This window comes from Sphingomonas cynarae (genome assembly GCF_039537815.1).
GTDB classification, from domain to species: domain Bacteria; phylum Pseudomonadota; class Alphaproteobacteria; order Sphingomonadales; family Sphingomonadaceae; genus Sphingomonas; species Sphingomonas cynarae.
The window spans coordinates 494,933-511,821 of record NZ_BAABBF010000001.1 but is presented as its reverse complement, the minus strand read 5'-3'; the positions used below and the strand labels follow the sequence as shown (position 1 = coordinate 511,821).

Genomic DNA, 16,889 nt, shown 5'->3' with positions numbered 1-16,889 from the left:
GCGGCGCGATGGCGACGACATATGACGGGGCGACCGATCCGGGCGCGACGTTCCAGAGCGACAAGAAGGTCATCATCGCCTCGTCGCTGGGCACCGTGTTCGAATGGTATGATTTCTACCTGTACGGGCTGCTCGCCACCTACATCTCGGCGCAGTTCTTCTCGGGGGTGAACGAGACGACCGGGTTTATCCTGGCGCTCGGCGCGTTCGCGGCGGGTTTCGCGGTCCGGCCGTTCGGCGCGCTGGTGTTCGGGCGGATCGGCGATCTGGTCGGACGCAAGAACACGTTCCTCGTCACGATGGGGATCATGGGCCTGTCGACCTTCTCGGTCGGCCTGCTGCCCTCCTACACCTCTATCGGGGTCGCCGCGCCGCTGCTGCTGGTCCTGTTGCGACTGCTCCAGGGGCTGGCACTGGGCGGGGAATATGGCGGCGCCGCGACCTATGTCGCCGAACATGCGCCGCAGCATCGCCGCGGCCTCTATACCAGCTTCATCCAGACGACTGCGACGCTCGGGCTGTTCGCGGCGCTGCTCGTGGTGATCGGGCTGCGCTATCTGCTGGGCGAGGAGGCGTTCGCGGCATGGGGCTGGCGTCTGCCGTTCATCATCTCGATCCTGCTGCTGGGCGTATCGCTATGGATTCGCCTCCAGCTCGCCGAGAGCCCCGCCTTCCAGCGCATGAAGGACGAGGGCAAGACCTCCAAGGCACCGCTGACGGAGGCGTTCGCCCGCTGGGGCAACCTCAAGATCGTGCTGATCGCCCTGTTCGGCGCCGCGATGGGTCAGGCGGTGGTGTGGTACACCGGCCAGTTCTATGCGCTGTTCTTCCTCGAAAAGATGCTGAAGGTCGACGGGGCGACCACCAACGTGCTGATGGCGGTGGCGCTGGCGCTGGGCACGCCCTTCTTCGTGATCTTCGGCTGGCTGTCGGACAAGATCGGGCGCAAGCCGATCATCATGACCGGCTGCGCGCTGGCGGCGCTCACCTATTTCCCGCTGTTCGGCGCGCTGACCCAGGCGGCCAACCCGGCACTGGCGGCGGCACAGGCGGCCTCGCCGATCACCGTCGTCAGCCACGACGCCGACTGCTCGGTGCAGTTCGATCCGATCGGCCGCAACAAGTTCGACAGCAAGAGCTGCGATATCGCCAAGTCGTTCCTTGCCAAGAACGGCGTCAACTACACCAATATCGAGGCGCCGGCCGGCACCGTCGCGCAGATCCGCATCGGGCAGCAGACCTTCACCGCGCCCGATCCGACGCAGGTGACCGGGGCGGCGCGCGCGGCCGCGATCACCGCCTATCAGGGCGAACTGAAGGGCGCGATCGCCGCGGCCGGCTATGCCGCCAAATATGATCCGGCGGGCATGAACACGCCGCTGGTCATCGCGATCCTGTTCTTCATGGTGCTGCTGGTGACGGCGGTCTACGGCCCGATCGCGGCGCTGCTGGTGGAGCTGTTCCCCACCAACATCCGCTACACCTCGATGTCCCTGCCCTATCATATCGGCAATGGCTGGTTCGGCGGCTTCCTGCCGACCACCGCCTTCGCGATGGTCGCGGCGACGGGGGATATCTATTACGGGCTCTGGTATCCGGTGGTGCTGGCGGTGGTGACGCTGGTATTGGGGCTGCTGTTCCTGCCCGAAACCTTCAAGCGCGACATCAACGCCTGACAGGGCACGGGGACGCCGGCGCGCCATGCGTCAGCGTCCCCGTTCATCGCCCTCGGGTCATGGAACGTCGCATCGCTGATCCTGCGCCTCCGACACCGCAGGCTGTCCACACACCAGCCCGATGCTCACCCACCCCATTGACGGTCTGACCCTCGGCAGAACGCCTTCCCCCAGGCGAAGTCCAGGTGACCGAGCGGTACGGCCGATCGCGATCGGCGGATATATTCAACGGACGATAACGGGACATCCGGTCGGCAAGTATGCGACATACCGCAGCGACCGCCCCACTCTCCCGCGCCGATAACCCGGCTTGTGCCACATGGATGCCGCCATGCAGGTAGGCCATGGCGCAAGCCGCCATCGCGCCGGTACGGAAGTTGTTAATTTCCAAGCCTTATCATCGCTGCGACAGCGGTGGTATCGGGATGCTGATGTTCAAGAACCTGTTCAGGGAGCGGCGTCGTTCCGGCGTCGCGCACGGCCTCTCCATCCATGATGCATCGGGGGAACCTGGCTTCACCCGCTTTGCCGATGATGCAGCGCTGGCGTTCAACGCACCCATCGCTGCCCTGACCCTGATCCATGACGACCTGCAGTCGATCATGGCCAGCCATGGTTTCCCGCTCGACTGCATGGCCAGAAGCAACAGCTTCTGCACCTATGCGCTTGATCGCCCCGGCGTGCTGGAATGCTGCGATCCCGAAGTGGATGCCCGCTTCGCCGCTTTGCCCGGTGTGACGGGCGATCCATGGGTCCGCTACTATATCGGCGCGCCGTTGCGGCTGCTGAGTGGTATCGATGTCGGCACGCTGTGTGTGATCGATACCGTCAGGCGTCCCCCCGCATCGGCGGATCAAACCGCCTATCTGGTCGGCCTCGCACGCCAGGCATCGACAGCGCTCGACGCCCGGCTGGACATCTGGGGCAATGCGGCATGATGCGCGTGGCGTGGTGCATTGTGCAGGAACACGACCTGCGCCTCGTGATCCTGGCGCTTCTGGTCGCGCTGGTGGGGTCGGCGGCGACCATCCAGCTTTCCGGCCGCATCAGATCGACCAGGGGATATAGCCGCCTCGGCTGGGTCGTGCTGACGGCAGTTGGCACGGGTACCATGGTCTGGGCGACCCATTTCGTCGCGATGATGGCGTTTCGCACGCGTGCGCCGGTGGTGCTCGACCCGGTACTGACGCTCGTCTCCCTGCTCGCCGCCATCACGCTGGCGGCACCCGGGCTGGCGATCGCCGTCCATCGACGGCGATGGGCGGGCCTGCTGGGTGGCGGGATCGTCGGCATCGCGATCTCGATCATGCACTATCTCGGCATGACCGCGTATCGGGTCGATGGGCTGGTCACATGGGACGGGCGGTATGTCGCCGCGTCGGTCGCCCTGTCCACGCTGATTGCGGGGGCCGCGTTTCACGTCCTTCGCGGGCGTGGTGTCCGCAGCAGCGTGAGCGCCGCCGGGCTACTCGCCCTGGCCGTCGCGGCGCTGCATTTCACGGGCATGGCGGCGATGAGCATCGCCGTGCTGAAGCTGGGTGACGGGCTGTCCGATCTGACCATGACGACGCTGGCGGTCACGACGGCGGTGGCAGCGGGGATCGTTGTCGGCTGTGCCGCGATCAGTGCCCTTATCGATGGTCACACCCGGGGCGAATCCTATCGCCGGCTGCGGCGCATGGCCCTTCATGACGCCCTGACCGACCTCCCCAACCGGATGAGTTTCAACGAGGAACTGGAACGCCGGTTCAAGGTGAAGGGCGGATACGGTTGCATGGCGGTCGCGATGCTCGACCTCTCGCGGTTCAAGGTCGTCAACGACACCTATGGCCATCAGGCCGGCGATCAGGTGCTGATGGCGCTGGCGGCCCGGCTCTCGGCCAATCTGCAGCCGGGAGAGTGCGTGGCGAGGCTGGGCGGCGATGAATTCGCCGCGGTCATATCCTATCGGGAACCGGACGACCTGACGCGGTTTCTGGCGCGGCTGCGCACCGCTTTCGATAACCCGTTCGTGTTCGACCGCTTCAGCGCCTCGATCGGTGCCAATATCGGTGTGGCGCTGGCCCATCACGATGGCTTCGATGCCGACGCGCTGCTCGCAAAGGCCGACCTTGCCATGTACCGGGCCAAGGCCGCCCATTCGCCAGAGCCCTGCTTCTATGACGCGCAGATGGACGATGCTGTACGTGCCCGCCGCGAACTCGTCGCCGATCTCCGCAATGCGATCGAGACCCGGGCGTTCGAACTCCATTACCAGGTCCAGGCATCGCTCCCGACAGGCGAGATAAAGGGTTACGAGGCGCTGGTACGCTGGAACCACCCGACCAGGGGCATGATCTCGCCCGCCTGCTTCATCCCGCTGGCGGAGGAAAGTGGCGAGATTGTCCCGCTGAGCATCTGGATATTGCGTCAGGCTTGTGTCGAGGCGGCCCTCTGGCCGAACCGGCATGTCGTGTCGGTCAATCTGTCGCCGAAACACCTTGGCGATCCCCGTCTGGTCGAGACCGTACGGGCAGCCCTTGTGGAAAGCGGACTTCCCGCCGAACGGCTGATGCTCGAACTGACCGAAAGCGCCATCATCGATGACCGTCAATTCGCGCTCGGGCAGCTGCAGGCGCTGAAGGCGATGGGGATCGCGATCGCGCTCGACGATTTCGGCACCGGCTATTCTTCCCTCGACGTGCTGCGATCGTTTCCGTTCGACTGCATCAAGCTCGATGCCTCGTTCGTCGCGGAGATCGACCATGACGAACAGGCGGTCCTGATCCTGCGATCCGTCGCAACGCTGGGCCGGACATTGAACATGGCGGTGCTGGCGGAAGGGGTCGAGCAGCCGTCGCAACTGGCGATCATTGCCCGGGAAGGATGCTCTGCGGTTCAGGGCTACATCATCGGCCGACCCTCACCTGGACTCGTCGACCCTGAACACGTCAAACGGATGATGATGCTGAAACCCCACACGGTCGACGCGAACGCAGCAAGAGCGCGGACCCACGCCAAGGCCCTCTGATGCATTCGCAGACGGCGTTCGGACCAGGCCGGTAGCCGCCGCGACGAATGGGACATCACCCGTGAATGCCGGGGAATGTTGCGGCACCATCACGGGCCCGGTCACCGTTCGCTTCCCCCTGCTCGGCTTCCACGCCTCACAGACGCGGCCGGCTGTGAAACGTCCGGCAGCTATTCAAAGCAGCAATAGCCGTATTCACTGACAAGCAAGGCCGCGTCCTGCTCATCCTCGCCTTCGTCGAGCAACTCCGCCACGCCGACCAATGTCCATGGCCCCAATTCCGCCGGCAGATTGGCACCGTCTTCATCGCTGGTCAGCGCATGAAGCGTGTTTTGCCCTTTGTAATGCCAAACATCCATCCGGAGGCTTTCTTCATCAAATTAGCGTATGCGCGTCCGGCGTGGCGTACCGCCGTGATGCCCGCTTCCTGGTATTATTGCCGGCTTGCCGCCTTTGTCCGGTTAAGACATTCCCGATCTTCGATGGTCTGTAAATTATTCCGCTATCACAGATCAGGGGATACCATCACGTCCCTCATGACGAACTTTTGAATCTTGCCGGTAACGGTCATCGGAAACGCATCGACGATGCGGATCAGTGCCGGAATCTTGTGGTGGGCGATTTTGCCACGACACCAGTCGCGTACCGCTTCGCCGTCGATGTTGCCGCGCACCTGAAGCCAGGCGCAGACCTGTTCGCCGAAACGATCGTCCGGGATGCCGAACACCGCTGCGTCGATGATGTCGGGATGGGTCAGCAAAAATCCCTCGACTTCCGCGGGATAGACGTTTTCGCCGCCGCGGATGATCATGTCCTTGATCCGCCCGACGATCCTGATGCGACCGTCGCCATCCATCGTGGCGAGGTCGCCCGAATGCATCCATCCGTCGCGGATCGCCGCCGCCGTCGCATCCGGCTGGTTCCAGTAACCGAGCATGACCCCCGGCCCGCGCGAGCAATATTCGCCTACGTCGCCCAGCGGCACGATCGCGCCGGCATCGTCGATCACCCGCCCCTCGAAATGCGGGAGCATCTGCCCGACGGTTTCGGTGCGCGTCTCGATATCCGCCGTGGCCAGCGTTTGCGTACTGAGCGGGCTGGTTTCGGTCATCCCATAGCCGATCGTGATGTCGCCGAGATGCATGTCGGCGATCATCCGCCGCATCATCGGTGGCGCGCACGGTGCCCCGGCCGCGATCCCGGTCCTGAGGCTGGACAGGTCGAACCGCGCGAAGTCCGGATGGTCCAGCATGGCGAGGAACATCGTCGGCACGCCGTGCAACGCGGTACACCGCTCCCGCTCGACGACACCCAGCACGGTGGCCGGATCGAATGCCGGCCCCGGGAAGACCATGGTCGCACGGGTGACGAGGCAGACGAGCACGCCCAGCACCATGCCGAAACAATGATAGAGCGGGACGGGGATGCACAGCACATCGCGATCGGTGAGCATCATGCCCGCCCCGGCGCTGACGGCGTTGTGCAGCAGGTTGCGATGGCTGAGCGTCGCCCCCTTCGGCGCGCCGGTGGTGCCGCTGGTAAACTGGATGTTGATCGGCGCGTTCGTGTCGCGTGGCGACGGCGGCAGGACCATGTCGTGGCCGGCCGCCACCATGGCATCGAAACCGATCCTCGCTGCGACCGGCGATCCCCCGATCTCGATGACGTGACGCAGATCGGGCAGCGCCATGTCGAACAGCGGCGGCGGCGTCGACCCTGCCGTTGCGGGCATCAGTTCCGCCAGCATGCCGACATAATCGGTGGTCTTGAAGCGCGATGCGGTGACGAGGACGCGAATGCCCGACAAACGCAACGCATGTCCCAGCTCGTGCGAGCGATAGGCGGGATTGATCGACACCAGCACCAGACCCAGGCGGGCGGTCGCCAGCTGAACGAGGACCCATTCGATGCAGTTGGGCGCACAGATGCCGACCCGGTCCCCGGTCTGCAGCCCCAGCGCCATCAGCCCCTTCGCGACCGCCTCGACCCGGTCGCGCAACTCGCCCCATGTCCAGCGGACATCCTGCCACGGCACGACGATCGCCGGACCGTCCGGTGCCTGCACCGCTGCCGCGTCCAGCCACATGGCGATCGTGCCGTCGGGAATCGTCCCCGATGACGGACCTGCCGCGTAGGACAGATCCGTCATCGCCCGCGCCCGGATACGAAGATCACAAATGCGGCCAGGGTTTCCACGGCGATCTGCCGCCCCCCTCGCCCGCTTGTCGATGCCGGAAGCAATGTCATCATCATACCCTGTGCAGAAGCGTCAGCCGCCGGGATCGCACGTCATAGCGTCAGTCGATCGTGGTCATCATCGCGCGCAGCCGTGCCGTGACCTCTGCGGTGGCGGCCGCCGCCGCCGGTACGAGCGCGGACAGATGAACGAAGCCATGCGTCATGTTGTCGAATTCCATCAGTTCGACCCGCACCCCCGCTTCCTGCAGGCGATGGGCATAGGCGACCGCCTCGTCGTGCAGCGGATCGACCGACTGGACGACGATGAGCGCGGGCGGCACGTTGGCGACACTGTCCGCCGCCAGCGGCGAAAGGCGTTGGTCGGACAGGTCCGAACCGCCGGCATAATCGTCGATATAGGTGCCGAGCTGTTCGGCATTCAGCGTCGGATCGGCATTGCGACGCCGCGACGGATAGTCCGCGTCCTCCCGCAAATCGACGGCCGGGTACAGCAGGGCCTGGACGTCGAACGACGCATCCCCGGCATCACGCAGCGCCAGGGCGATCGCCGCGGCCAGATTGCCCCCCGCGCTGTCGCCGGCAATCGCCGTGGGCAGGCTTTCCCCGCCCAGCTCGACGCGATGCGCAAGGACCCAGCGGGCCGCCAGCAGGCTGTCGTCGAACCCTGCGGGAAACGGATTTTCCGGTGCCAGCCGATAGGTGCTGGTGACGATCACCATCGACAGTTCGTGACAGAAGCGCCGCGCGGTATGATCCACCGACGGCAGGTCGCCCAGCGCCCAGCCGCCACCGTGCATGTAATGGACGATGCCCGCGGCGTCGCCGACCGGGCGATAGATCCGGAGCGGGATCGGGCCGCCCGCGCCATCGATGGAAAGTTCCTCCATGCTGCCGATGGGAGAGAGAGTCGCCGGGGGGGCGAGCATCGGGATGAAGGCGGCGGACATCTGCCGCAATGCCGGATAGTCGACGGGGCCCGGCGGCACGGCCGGAATCTGGTTCAGAAGATTCTGCAAAATGGGGTCGAGTGGCATGATCGGAGCCTTTTTCAGAGCCGGGGAAGTGGAAGGCCGAACGTGTCGGCCAGACGCGTGACGATGCGATAGACCAGCGGATCGACCACGCCGGACCGGCCGGCGCGATTGCGGACATAGGCAAAGCTGATGCCCGACGGCGCATGCGCGAAGGCCAGCGATCCGCCCATGCCGTCGTGGCCATAGGACCCGTCACCCAGCATCGGCTGGACACCGCCCGGCAGCATCAGGCCCGCGCCCCAGGTCGGACCGGGCATACCACCCCACTGGTCGCCCGTTGACATGATCGTGCATGCATCGGCGACCGTCGCGGCCGACAGCAGCCGTTCGCCATCGACCGGATCGAGCGTCGCGGCGTAAAGCCTCGCAAGCGAGGCAGCGTCCACCATCGCGTTCGCCCCCGCCAGTTCGGCGCGCTGGATCGCGGGATCGTTCACCAGCGCGGCCACGCCGCTGATGCGGGGGACGATCAGGCCGTTCATGCTGATCGGCCGTGCCATCAGGTCGTTGGGATCGATGTCGGGCGTGTCGTGTTCGGGGGGCACGTCGACCGTGGCGACGGGACTGGCGTCCGCGTCCGTCCGTCCGATCGCGATGTTGAGCGATCGTGGGCCGGCGACGTGGTGGCGAAGCCATGTCCCGATCGATTCTCCGGTCACCCGCCGGGTGAGTTCGGACGTGATCCAGCCGATCGTGATCGCGTGATAGGCATGGGCCGATCCCGGCGTGAACAAGGGCTTTTCCGCAGCCAGCCGCGCGGCCATGCCGATCGGATCGACCAGCTGCGCGCGATCGACCGGCCCCCCGATCACCGGCACGCCGGCGCGGTGGGCCAGCGCCTCGCGGACGGTGACCCGGTCCTTGCCCTCGCTGCCGAATTCCGGCCAATATGTGCTGACGGGCCGATCCAGATCGATCAGGCCGCGTTCGACCAGCGCCAGCACGCACAGCGCCGCGATTCCCTTGGTCACCGAAAAGACGGGCACGGCGGTGTCGCGGGTCCATGGCGTGCCCGTTCGCCGATCCGCGATGCCGCCCCATGCGTCGAGCACGGGTTTGCCGTGTCGATAGATGGCGCACGCCGCCCCCAATTCCCCGCCACCGGTGACATTGTCGCGGAACGCATAGAGGCATTCCGCGAAATCGGGATCGGCCCAGCCATGCACGGCATTGCCGGTCGTCATCGTCCGACACTCCCTGTCATGGCGTTCCCTGTCATAACGTCCCTCGTCATGGCGCCTTCCCGAAGCGAGGCCCGGGGCCCTTCGAGATGCAGGTGAAGGAACGGTGCGAACGTGCCGCCGAAACGGCGCCCATCGCCCCCGCCCCAGTTGTCGACGAAACTGGTCACGGACAGATCGGGAAACACGAACCAGCTATAGGCCTGTGCCGGCGCCTGATCCGGATTGGCGAAGACCAGACCCGATCCGTTGAGCGGTTGCCAGTTCCCGAACAGATCGTCGGACACCATGCCGTACAGCCCGGTCGGCCCGGTCGGTCCCTCGGGATCGAAGACGTGACGCTGCGTCACCCAGAACAGATAGTACAGCCCGGCATGATGGATGACGTGCGGTCGTTCCAGTTCGTTGTTCACGTGATTGGCGGTGATGATCGGCGGCAGGATCTGCCACGCCGCCCCCTTTGCCCGGGCGATGCCGATCACGCCGTTATAATCGGATCGTGCGGTGGCGTCCGATCCGGTGAACAGCAGATACGCGGCACCGTCTGCGGGATCGCGGAAGAATGCCGGATCGCGAAACCCCTTGATCTTGCCGATGGTGCCGGCGGGGTCGATCGTTTGCATGTAGAATGCCGGATCGCGTTCCACGACCTCGCGCAGGTCCCGCCAGCCGGTCAGCACCGGTGCGCCGTCATCGTCGATCAATGACACCTCGGCCGCGAACAGCCGTTGTTCGAACGACGTCGCCGCCTCTCCCCGGCGCCCGGCCGCGGTGAAGAACAACGTCACCTCCCGCCCGGCGGCATCGATGACGGCGGACCCGGACCATTCGCGACTGCCAGGGGAGAATCCGTCCGGCATCGCCGGGCCGGCATGCTGCCATTCGTCGCCCCGGCGGCGGAACAGGTGGATGCGCGCATGATCATGGCGCTGGTCCGGATCGTCGAACAGCGGCGTGGCCAGCGCCAGCCATAATTCGAAACCGTCCTTGGTTCGATGGATCGCACCGTCGAGCGTCTGCACCGGCCATGCGTCCCAGACGCCGATCCCCGCCGCGACGGGAACGACTTCCCCCGCCGCGATCACCGGCGCGGTCGGACAGGACCGCGCGGCCAGCGCGTCGAGATGCGCGCGGGTCCAGAGCGTGGGTGCGTTCATGACCGGCTCGATTTCGGCGATAGCGGGATATCGGCGCGCGAGGGCCAGACGGGAAGATGACGCGTCATTCGTAATTGGCCCGCAGCCGCAGGCCGATCGTCCGCGGGAACGGACCCGCCAGCAACAGGCTGTTGCGGACGAAGCTCGGCCCGCGTTCGTCGGCCAGATTCTCGCCGAACAGCGTCAGCTCCACCGGACCGCGCCGGATGCCGATGCTGGCGTTGTACAGCGAATAGGCGCCGACGTCGTAGCCGTCGTACATCAGCCGGTTGCCGGTCCGCGCTGCCGAGGCGTTCGCGACCAGTTGCAGGCCGTTGCCGATCGACCGGTCGTAATTGGCGTCGATCCGGTAATTATACTTCGCCGTGTTGCTCAGGCGGCGGCCACTGGTAACGTTCGGCAGCCCGGCGGAGACGGCGGGCAGGATGGTACCGAACTTGCTGTCGTTGACGTTCGCGATGACGCCGATGTTCAGGCCACGCACCGGTGTCCGCCAGCGGATTTCCGCATCGACGCCGGTCGTCCGCGCCTCGCCGACATTGGCGAACGCCGCGATGCCGAACGGCGTCAGGCCGAACTGCAGATCCTTGAAGTCGATCCGGTACAGGTTCAACCCGACCTGCACGGCACCGTCCAGCAGCCTTGCCTTCATCCCCGCCTCGTAATTGGTCAGCGTATCGGGGCTGAGCGCCGTCGTCCCCGGAATCCCGCTGGCCTGGAGCACGCCCGCCTGGAAGTCGGTCTGCGTGATCCCGCTGCGGAACCCGGTGCTCACGGTCACGAACGCGGTCAGGTCGTCGTTCGGAAAATAGGAGACGTTGGCGCGATAGGTGACCTTGTCGGGTCGCGTCCGGCCAAACCCACTGCCGGTCAGGGCCGATGCGGCTTCCAGCGTCCGGTTGTCCTTGAAATAGCGCAGCCCGAACAGCGGTACGACCTTGCCGCCGAGCAGGTCGTAGCTGACCTCGCCGAACGCCGAATAATTGCGGGTGCGCGTGGTGTTGAAGCCGCTCAGCGTCAACGCCGTCAGCTTCGCATCGAAAGCGAAGGTCGACTTCGCATCCTGGAAGAAGCCGCCGACCAGCCAGTGGAACGGCCCCTTACCGGCGGAGCGCAGCTGGATTTCCTGGGTCACGCTGTCGCCGGTCGTGCCGTTGAACAGGGAGCCGGTGCCGAGCGGCCCGAAATCCTGCCCGGCGAGGTACGAGAAATCGGCGTTCAGATAGCTGGTCGACGACGAGAGGTTGGCGACCTCGCCCTCATATTCGAGCGACAGGCTGTAGAGGTCGAAATTGCCCCGCTCGTTCCCCTTCACGCCGCCGGTGAACCATTGCTGGGGCGGATCGAGCGAATTGATGCTCTGGGTATAGTCCTGCCGGGGCTCGAAATGTGCCGCCTGTGCCCGGATCGTCATCGCGTCGACCGGCTTGAACAGCACGACCGCGCGGACGTCGCGGCTGGTGATGACGTTGGCGTCCTTGGCGATCCGTGGCCCCGTCGCTGGCGTGCCGCCATAGATGTCTACATAGCCCGGGCGCTTGTCATATCCGCCGCTGATGCGGATCGCCAGCTTGTCGTCGATCACCGGGATCGACACGGCGGCCGAGGCCGAATAGCCCGGCTTGCCCGCATCGCTCATCGTCGAGATCGACGCTTCGCCGCGCGCCTCCACCCGCGTCAGGTTGGGATCGCGGGTGTGGAAGATGATCGTGCCACCGGCGGAACCCTGACCATAAAGCGTCCCCTGCGGGCCGCGCAGCACCTCGACGCGGTCGAGGTCGACGAAGCGGATCGGCGGGGCAAGCGGCGTGTTCGGGATCGCGAACGGAACGTTGTCGATATAATAGCCGATCGGCGAGTCACCGACCCCGCCCGCCGCGCCGACGCCGCGCAGGCTGAAGGTCTTGATGACCGAACCGACCTGTTCGCCCTGCGACGCGCCCGGCACGGCGCTGACCAGATCGGTGGGCTCGCGGATGCCGCGATTGACCAGCTGCTCGCCGCTGAACGCCTGGATCGCCAACGGTACCTGCAGCAATGCCTGCGCGCCCTGTCGCGATGCGGTGACGACGATGTCCTGCGCGGCGGCGTCCTCGGCCGCCTGCGCGCCTGCATCCGGGGACGCGGGCGGGGCCGTCGGGGTCGGTGCGGTGGTGGTCTGTGCGGTGGTGGTCTGTGCCTGCGCGGCGGTGGCAACGGCCATCACATTGATGGCGACGCCGGCCAATGCGGCGATATGCTTGTGAAGCATTGTCTTTCCCTCTCCTTGAGGCGAATCAGAGCCAAGTTGCACTTGTACGTGCAATCGATTGTCCATTATTAGGCAAACGATTGCTCGACTGTCAAGCGGCATGCGAGTCACGGCCGATCTGATTCGGCATAGCCATGGAGAGGCGCATGATAAGTACCGCATTGCCGCAACCGGCCCGATCCGTACCGATGGCGCTGAAATTCTTCTATGGCAGTGGTCAGGCGATCAATGCGATCGTCGACGGCGCGATCAACACGTTCCTGCTCTTCTACCTGACGGCCGTCTGCGGGATGTCCGGTTCCGCCGCAGGTGCGATCTTTCTCGTCTCGCTGGCGATCGATGGCGTGCTGGACCCCTTTATCGGCCGCCTCTCCGATCGCTGGCGGTCGCGCTGGGGACGACGGCTGCCGTTCATGGTCGCCGCGCTGCCGCCGATGATGATCGCAGCGCTGCTCCTGTTTTCGCTGCCGCGCGGGCTGGGTTCCGGCCTGTTGTTCGGATACGTCCTGATCCTGAACCTGATGCTGCGGATCGGCCTGTCCGTCTTCGCGCTGCCCCATTCCGCCCTGAATGCGGAACTGACCGACGATTACCGCGAGCGCTCGGTTCTCAGCACCTTTCGGGCGCTGTTCCTCGTCGTCGGTTTCGCCGCCATTCTCGTCCCCTCCTTCAGCATCATCTTCGCCGGCGAGAACGGCTTGCAGGATCATGGCCGATATCCGTCGCTCGGCCTGCTGGTGGCCGTCCTGCTCGCAGTGTTCGGGACGATGTGCGTTCTGGGCATCGCCAGGGGCGTCCTGACCCTGCCCCGGCCCGAAACATCGGATCATGACGACGCAACCGGCTTCCTCGCGGAAATTGCCCAGTTGTTCAGGAACCCGTCCTTCGTCCTCCTGTTCACCGGCGCGGTACTGGCACTGGTGGGGCAGGGCATGGCGAGCGCGATCGGCCTTCACGCCCTGCGCTATTTCTGGAAACTGCCGGGCAACCTGATCCAGCTTCCGCTCCTGATCCAGCCGGTCGGTATGCTGCTCGGCACGGTCGCGGCCGGTCTCCTGCTCGGCCGGATCGAAAAGCGCGACGGCGTGATCGGCGCGCTGGTGGTGATCGCGCTTTACCCGGCGGTGATCGTTGCGCTCGCTACGACCGGCGTCATCGCTCCCGGGTCGTTCGTCGCCACGGTGCTGGTGGTCGGCAACGGCGCCATCTTCGGCGCGGGTGGCGCGATGTGTTTCGTCTGCTTCTATTCGATGATCGCCGATGCCGTGGACGAACACGATCTCCGTTTCGGCATGCGTCGCGAGGCGCTCTATGCGGCGGCGCTGATGATCGGTTCAAAGGCCGCTACCGGTCTGGGGGCGTTCGTGGCGGGTGTCGGCCTTCAGGCGATCGGCTTTTCCGCGGGTGCCGATGGTGGCACGCCGGCCACCTTGTCTGCCGGCACCACGCTGGGCATGGGGCTGTTATGGGGGCCGGGTTCGGCGATACTGTGCCTTGCCGCGATCCCCTTTCTATGGCGGTACAAGCTGACGCGTGCCCGACATGCGGCGGTGCTGGCCGGGCTGTCGACACGGCGGGCATCCGCGGTAGTCGCTTGACTATGCGCCTGTTTCTTATGTCGCAACGTCTCCCCAGAATCGCCAGCAGGCCTATAGAAGCGCCATGACCGACAAAAAGCCGAGTACGGCACGGACGAATCCCCTGAAGATGGCAGATATTGCCCGCCTGGCGGGCGTGTCCGCCTCGACCGTATCCCGTGCGCTCGCCGGCAGCGCCAAGATTCCCGAGCAGACCCGCGATGCGATCGAGGCGATCGCGGCCGAACACGGCTATGTCGTCAACCGGTCGGCCCGCAACCTGCGGCAGAGCCTGACCATGACCATCTGCGTGGCGGTGCCGCTCGGTCACGAGACGGATCAGCTCGTGACGGACCCGTTCTTCCTGCGGCTGTTCGGCCATATGGCCGACGCGGTGGCACGACGCCACTACGACATCCTGCTCGTCCGCGAACCCGCACCCGATGCGCTCTGGTTGCAGCGGCTGATCCGCTCGCAACGGGCCGACGGGTACATCATCGTCGGCCAGAGCGACCAGCATGAAAGCCTGAACCTTGCCGCATCGGAATTTCTGCCGATGGTGGTGGGCGGCAGCGAACTGCCCGACCAACGCTATTGCTCGGTCGGTTCGGACAATTACGAGGGAGGGCGGCTGGCGACCGAACACCTCATCCGCTCGGGCCGGCGCCGTATCCTGTTCATCGGCCCCGCCACGCTGCCGCAGGTGGACAGGCGCTTCGCCGGCTATATCGACACGCTTGCCCGGCATGGGATCGACCATGATCCCGCCCTGTCCATTCCCGCTCATTTCACCGGCAGCGAGGCCCATGACCGCGTGACCGCGGCGATCACCTCCGGCGTGGTCTTCGACGCCGTCTTCGCCGCATCGGACGGGATCGCCTGGTCTGCGATCCGTGCGATCGAGGCGAGCGGACTGCGATGCCCCGACGATATCGCAGTGGTCGGCTTCGACGATACCGACATCGCGGTTCAGGCCCGCCCGTCGCTGACGACGGTGCGTCAAGACGTCGCGGCAATGGGCGAAACGCTCGTCGATCTGCTGTTCCAGCGGATGAAAGGCATCGACACGCCTTCGACCGTCCTGCCGGTGGAATTGATCACGAGGGATTCCGCGCCCGATTGACGGCAACCACCGCTCCCGGGACCGGATCGCGGTGATGCGTGGCTGACGTGCGGCGACGCCGCCATTGATCGACAGCAATGATGCCGTGCTTTCCTTACCGTCAGGATGGCCTACCGTCGGGCGATGAACGATCATGACACTCGCGACATCGCTCGCCTACGCGTCTTGCGGAACACCCTGCTCGAAATGGAACGCCCCGGGTTCGTCACCGATGACGGCGAGGCGATCGCATCCTGCCGTGCCGACATCCACGCCATCGAAGCCGCATGGTCCGATGACCGGCTGGTCGATGCCTATGGGCGCTCGAGCCGGGAATCCGGCGATGCGGAGGCGGATGCCCTGTCCGCCGAACTGCGTCAGCGGGGACTGGAGGCATGAGCGGGGACAGGAACGTCGGCACCATCGAGCGCGCCTTCCAGCTGGCCCGGTCGGGGGCGTGCCATTCCGTCGAGGAAATCCGGGTGCAGTTGAGTGCCGAAAGGCATGACCGTATCCATGAGCATCTCGGCGGCATCAGCATCCAGCGCCAGTTGAAGGCGTTGCTGGTCGGTCGTGGCGTAAAGGCGCGGGCGGACGATGACGATGGTGCCGGCTGACCGACACCATCGACAGCGATGGCGGAGATCAGTGCGGGGCCGGCCCCGTACTCTGCCGGAACACGAGCTCCGCGGGCAGGACCACCGGCGTGGCGGGAGTCTGTCCGGTCCGTCGCTGCTCGATGATGAGTTGCACCGCGCGGGCGGATACGGCCGCGATCGGCTGGACGACGGCCGTCAAGGGCGGATTGGCATAGCGCATCGACGGCGTATCGTCGAAGCTGATGAGCGACAGGTCCGCCGGCACGCACAGGCCCTGCTCCTCGGCGACGAGCAACGCGCCGAGCGTCATCTGGTCGTTGCTCACGACCAGCGCCGTCACGCGGTCGTCCAGCCCGAGCAGATGCCCTGCGGCGGACTGCCCCGATGCATGGCTGAAGTCGCCGATGGCAAGCAGATCGTCCGTGCGCAGACCCGCAGCCTCCATCGCCGCACGCCAGCCGTCGATGCGCCAGCCGCTCAGTTCGTAATCGGCGGGACCGGCGACGAAGCCGATCCGGCGATGCCCCAGCCCGATCAGATGCTCGGTCGCGATCCTGGCGGCGCGTTCGTCGTCCATCGTCAGCTTGATCCCGCCGCCCGGTCGCACCGAACCGATCCGTGCGAAGCTGATCCCTTGTGCCTCCAGCAGATCGACGATCTGGCGATTGCCCGAATGCGGCGGGGTCAGGACGATGCCGTCCGGCTGTACCGCGGCGATCGCGGCGAGCAGTTCGCGGTCGAGATGGTCGCTATGCGTATCGACCAGTTCGATGATCATGCGATAGCCATGTTCGGCACAGGTCAGCATGCCCCCGAGCAGCATCTGGTCGACCCAGTCGGTACCCTGCCGTGCCCGCCAGTCGGCGATCGTGCGTTCGCGATCGTTGAGCGCGAGGATGAAATAGGAATGCGCGCCGGCCATCCGCTGGGCCGCCAATGACGGCACATAGCCCAGACGGTCGATCGATTCCTGCACCCGCCTCGCCGTCTCCGGCCGGACGTTCGGGGCCTTGTTGACCACCCGGCTGACCGTCTGCAACGATACGCCAGCGTCGGCCGCGACATGCCTGATGGTCACCGACTGCCGTCGTTTCGACATCGCC

Annotated in this window: 14 protein-coding genes; 7 read left to right on the top strand and 7 right to left on the bottom strand. The window is 65.7% G+C overall.

All coding sequences use genetic code 11. From position 1 onward, the window contains the following. Positions 1 to 8 precede the first annotated feature (8 nt). The 3 genes from ABD719_RS02360 to ABD719_RS02350 all read left to right on the top strand — a co-directional run bounded on the left by ABD719_RS02360 (position 9) and on the right by ABD719_RS02350 (position 4,686). Positions 9 to 1,676 carry an MFS transporter gene (locus ABD719_RS02360; protein ID WP_344691754.1) on the top strand — a complete coding sequence of 556 codons (1,668 nt, stop codon included), beginning with the start codon at positions 9 to 11 and terminating at the stop codon, positions 1,674 to 1,676. Between the two features lie 425 nt (positions 1,677 to 2,101). After that, the gene (locus ABD719_RS02355) at positions 2,102 to 2,614 is read left to right on the top strand and encodes a GAF domain-containing protein (RefSeq protein ID WP_344691753.1); all 513 of its coding nucleotides are present in this window, start codon (positions 2,102 to 2,104) and stop codon (positions 2,612 to 2,614) included. Beyond that, entirely contained in the window at positions 2,611 to 4,686 is a 2,076-nt protein-coding gene (locus ABD719_RS02350) for a putative bifunctional diguanylate cyclase/phosphodiesterase (RefSeq protein ID WP_344691752.1), read from the top strand. Before ABD719_RS02355 ends, ABD719_RS02350 begins: the two co-directional genes overlap by 4 nt. 170 nt (positions 4,687 to 4,856) lie before the next feature. On the opposite strand, the gene ABD719_RS02345 is transcribed toward ABD719_RS02350, so the two are convergent. From ABD719_RS02345 to ABD719_RS02320, 6 genes are all read right to left on the bottom strand, one after another. Next, positions 4,857 to 5,045 (bottom strand): hypothetical protein, encoded by a 189-nt coding sequence (locus ABD719_RS02345; RefSeq protein WP_344691751.1) that lies wholly within the window; start codon positions 5,043 to 5,045, stop codon positions 4,857 to 4,859. A gap of 146 nt (positions 5,046 to 5,191) precedes the next feature. After that, on the bottom strand, positions 5,192 to 6,835 hold the full coding sequence (locus tag ABD719_RS02340) for an AMP-binding protein (RefSeq protein ID WP_344691750.1): 1,644 nt from the start codon (positions 6,833 to 6,835) through the stop codon (positions 5,192 to 5,194). A gap of 148 nt (positions 6,836 to 6,983) precedes the next feature. Further along, positions 6,984 to 7,919, bottom strand: coding sequence for an alpha/beta hydrolase (locus ABD719_RS02335; RefSeq protein WP_344691749.1), 936 nt, complete (start codon positions 7,917 to 7,919; stop codon positions 6,984 to 6,986). Positions 7,920 to 7,933: 14 nt separating this feature from the next. Continuing rightward, entirely contained in the window at positions 7,934 to 9,103 is a 1,170-nt protein-coding gene (locus ABD719_RS02330) for a serine hydrolase domain-containing protein (RefSeq protein WP_344691748.1), read from the bottom strand. Continuing rightward, on the bottom strand, positions 9,100 to 10,257 hold the full coding sequence (locus ABD719_RS02325) for a glycoside hydrolase family 68 protein (RefSeq protein WP_344691747.1): 1,158 nt from the start codon (positions 10,255 to 10,257) through the stop codon (positions 9,100 to 9,102). Before ABD719_RS02325 ends, ABD719_RS02330 begins: the two co-directional genes overlap by 4 nt. 64 nt (positions 10,258 to 10,321) lie before the next feature. Beyond that, the gene (locus ABD719_RS02320) at positions 10,322 to 12,508 is read right to left on the bottom strand and encodes a TonB-dependent receptor (RefSeq protein ID WP_344691746.1); all 2,187 of its coding nucleotides are present in this window, start codon (positions 12,506 to 12,508) and stop codon (positions 10,322 to 10,324) included. Between the two features lie 146 nt (positions 12,509 to 12,654). On the opposite strand from ABD719_RS02320, the gene ABD719_RS02315 reads away from it, so the two are divergent. From ABD719_RS02315 to ABD719_RS02300, 4 genes are all read left to right on the top strand, one after another. Then, positions 12,655 to 14,106 carry an MFS transporter gene (locus tag ABD719_RS02315; RefSeq protein ID WP_344691745.1) on the top strand — a complete coding sequence of 484 codons (1,452 nt, stop codon included), beginning with the start codon at positions 12,655 to 12,657 and terminating at the stop codon, positions 14,104 to 14,106. A gap of 64 nt (positions 14,107 to 14,170) precedes the next feature. Continuing rightward, a complete protein-coding gene (locus tag ABD719_RS02310) occupies positions 14,171 to 15,208 on the top strand; it encodes a LacI family DNA-binding transcriptional regulator (protein ID WP_344691744.1) in 1,038 nt (345 codons plus the stop codon). A gap of 123 nt (positions 15,209 to 15,331) precedes the next feature. Further along, the gene (locus ABD719_RS02305; RefSeq protein ID WP_344691743.1) at positions 15,332 to 15,586 is read left to right on the top strand and encodes a hypothetical protein; all 255 of its coding nucleotides are present in this window, start codon (positions 15,332 to 15,334) and stop codon (positions 15,584 to 15,586) included. Next, positions 15,583 to 15,804 (top strand): hypothetical protein, encoded by a 222-nt coding sequence (locus tag ABD719_RS02300; RefSeq protein WP_344691742.1) that lies wholly within the window; start codon positions 15,583 to 15,585, stop codon positions 15,802 to 15,804. The genes ABD719_RS02305 and ABD719_RS02300 overlap by 4 nt, the downstream gene beginning before the upstream one ends. A gap of 28 nt (positions 15,805 to 15,832) precedes the next feature. Here ABD719_RS02300 and ABD719_RS02295 read toward each other — a convergent pair whose 3' ends face one another. After that, a complete protein-coding gene (locus ABD719_RS02295) occupies positions 15,833 to 16,885 on the bottom strand; it encodes a LacI family DNA-binding transcriptional regulator (protein ID WP_344691954.1) in 1,053 nt (350 codons plus the stop codon). Positions 16,886 to 16,889: the final 4 nt, after the last annotated feature.